General features: G+C 65.1%; 3 protein-coding genes. All 3 read left to right on the plus strand.

Annotated elements, in window-relative coordinates; translation table 11 throughout:
• A partial coding sequence (locus IC50_RS24670; RefSeq protein ID WP_035710841.1) for a hydroxypyruvate isomerase family protein occupies window positions 1–648 on the plus strand: 648 nt, incomplete at its 5' end.
• Entirely contained in the window at window positions 645–1,919 is a 1,275-nt protein-coding gene (gene otnK / locus IC50_RS24675; protein WP_035710843.1) for a 3-oxo-tetronate kinase, read from the plus strand. The genes IC50_RS24670 and otnK, both read left to right, overlap by 4 nt.
• Window positions 1,920–2,088: 169 nt before the next feature.
• On the plus strand, window positions 2,089–3,168 hold a 1,080-nt coding region (locus tag IC50_RS24680), incomplete at its 3' end, for an MCP four helix bundle domain-containing protein (protein WP_035710847.1).

The following is a 3,168-nucleotide window of genomic DNA, read 5'->3' on the forward strand; positions in this document are numbered from 1 at the left end:
GGCGAGCGGCTCAAGCGCAATGGCCTGACCCAGGCGCTGTTCAACCTGCCGCCGGGCGACTGGAACGCCGGCGAGAAGGGCTTTGCGGCGCTGCCGTCGCGGTTCAACGATCTCAAGGCGAGCCTGGAGACGGCGCTGCCTTACGCCAAGGCGACCGGCGTCAGGCGCCTGCACCTGATGGCCGGCATCGCCAACCGCGGCGAGCGCGTCGCGATCGAGGCGTTCTACAAATCAGTGGCCTGGGCCGCGGAATTCTTCGCGCCGCACGGCATCGACGTCGTGATCGAGCCGATCAATGCGCGCAATGTGCCCGGCTACTTCCTCAACGATTTCGGCTTCGCGCGCGACCTGATCCGGGAGCTGAGGCTCCCGAATCTGAAGCTTCAGTTCGACATCTATCACTGCCAGATCATCCACGGCGACGTCACCATGCGGCTGCGCGAGATGATGCCGATCGTCGGCCACATCCAGATCGCCAGCATCCCCTCGCGCAACGAGCCCGATGGCGAGGAGCTGAACTATCCGTTTCTGTTCGACGAGCTCGATCGGCTCGGCTATGCCGGCTTCGTCGGCTGCGAATACAATCCGCGCGGCAGGACCACCGACGGCCTTGCCTGGTTCAAGCCTTACGCTGGAGTGAAGTCGTGACACTTGCGTTGGGCTGCATCGCCGACGACTACACCGGCGCCTCCGACCTCGCCAACACGCTGACGCGCGCCGGCCTGCGTACGGTGCAGACCATCGGCATACCCGCCGACGATCTGGCGCTGCCCGAAGTCGATGCCGTCGTGGTGTCCTTGAAAAGCCGCTCGATCGAAGCCGGCCTTGCCGTATCGCGCTCCCGCGCGGCGGACAAATGGCTGCGCGGCCGCGGCGCGGGCCACGTCTTGTTCAAGATCTGTTCGACCTTCGATTCCACCGACGCCGGCAATATCGGCCCGGTGATGGACGCGCTGCGCGCCGACTGCGGCGAAGCTGTCGTGCTGGTGACGCCGGCGTTCCCGGAGACCGGCCGCACCGTCTACCAGGGCAACCTCTTCGTCGGTGCCGTGCCGCTCAACGAGAGCCCGCTGAAGGACCATCCGCTCAACCCGATGCATGATTCAAACCTGGTGCGTGTGCTGGCGCGCCAGAGCAGAACGCAGATCGGTCTCGTCGATCTCGCCACCGTCACGCGCGGCGCAGATGCGGTCCGGGCGCGATTGACCGAGCTCGCGGGCAAGGGCATCGGCGCCGCGATCATCGACGCCGTCTTCGACCACGATCTCGAGACCATCGGTCTCGTCGCCGCCGAACATCGGCTGTCGGTCGGCGCCTCCGGAATCGGCCTTGGACTCGCGCGGGCGCTGGTGTCGACTGGAAAGGTCGAGCCCGGCGCCGCAAGCAGCGAGTCCGGAGCCGTCGTTGGCGGACCGGCAGCGTGTCTTGCCGGAAGCTGCTCACAGGCGACCCTCAGGCAGATCGCCAGCGCTGAACGGGTCATGCCGGTGCTCCATCTCGATCCGGACCGTATTCTTACGGGAACGGGCGAAGCGCAGCGTGCGCTGGACTGGGCAATGCCCCGACTGGCTGAAGGTCCGGTGCTGATTGCGTCGAGCTCGACGCCGGATCAGGTCGCCGCGCTGCAGGCGCGCCACGGCCGCGACGCCGCCGGTCACGCCATCGAGCAGGCGATGGCCGATATCGCAGAAAGCCTCGTAAAATCAGGCGTGCGGCGACTGATCGTTGCCGGCGGCGAGACGTCCGGCGCCGTTGTCGACCGGTTGAATATCCCCGGCTTTCTCGTAGGGGTAGAAATTGCCGCAGGCGTTCCGGTGCTGCGCGCGGTCGGCGCCGAAAGCGACATGCTGCTCGCTCTGAAGTCCGGAAATTTTGGCGGCGCAGAGTTTTTCTCGGACGCGCTTAGGCTCATGCGCTGAGCGCAGAGCATTCTTAGCCCCTCATTCATTTCTTTCGGTTTCCGTACCCGTACGGAGTCGTAGTTAACATCCGCGCAGGTGCTCTGGTGTGTGATGTCGGCGCTGCTCCCTTTGTTTTGATTCGTAATTCCCGGATGCGCGCTCGCGCCTGCACGAAGAGACCTCAATCATGTTCGCCAAGATCTCCATCCGCGCCAAGATCATCAGTGTCGTGGCGTTCCTGCTGGTCGCGATGGCCGGCATGGGCCTGCTCGCCGTCACGAAGATGCGATCGATCAACGCAAATACAGTGGACATCACCACGAACTGGATGCCCAGCGTGCGGGTGATCGGGGATTTGCGCGCCAGCGTCATCACCTATCGCAACGTGGTGCGCCAGCACATGCTGGCCGAAGCTCTGGACGACAAGCTCGCGGTGGAGAAGACCGCCGCCACCGTGAGTGAGGCGCTCGCCAAGGTGCGCACCAGGTATGAGGCGATGATCAGTTCTCCGGAAGAGCGCGCGCTCTATGGCCAGTGGTCCAAGCTCTGGGACGAGTACAAGAAGGGGACCGAGGAGGTGATGGCGTTGTCGCGCAAGGAGGCCGGCAAGATCCCGCGCGAGGCCCAGGAGCTCAACTCCAAGACGGTCAACAAGATCGGGCTTCAGGCGGATGAGGTTCTGAACAAGGACATCGAGCTCAACACCAAGGGCGGCGATCGGGCCTCCCAGGATGCCGCCGACAGCTACGCCTATGCGTTCATGCTGGTTTCGGTCATTCTCGGCGTCGCCGTCGTGATCGGCATCGGTCTCAGCTTCTATCTCGTCCGGGACGTCTCCAGCGGCATCAACTCGATCATCGAGCCGATGCAGGCGCTGGGCAAGGGTGACCTCTCGGCCGAAGTCCCGCATCGCGGCGAGAAGACCGAGATCGGCGCCATGGCCGACGTGCTCCAGATCTTCAAGGAGGCGCTGATCGCCAAGAAGGCCGCGGACGAGGCCGCCGCGGCCGATGCCGAGGCCAAGATCGAGCGCGGCCGCCGCGTCGACGACATCACCCGCGAATTCGAGACGATGATCGGGGAGATCGTCCAGACCGTGTCGTCGGCCTCGACCCAGCTCGAAGCCTCCGCCTCGACCCTGACGGCGACCGCCGACCGCTCGCAGCGATTGGCGACCACGGTGGCGGGCGCCTCGGAGGAAGCCTCGACCAACGTGCAATCGGTGGCGTCGGCGACCGAAGAGATGGCCTCGTCGGTGGGCGAGATC

The sequence above is a fragment of the Bradyrhizobium genomosp. I (2014) genome, from assembly GCF_000261685.1.
Lineage (GTDB): Bacteria > Pseudomonadota > Alphaproteobacteria > Rhizobiales > Xanthobacteraceae > Bradyrhizobium.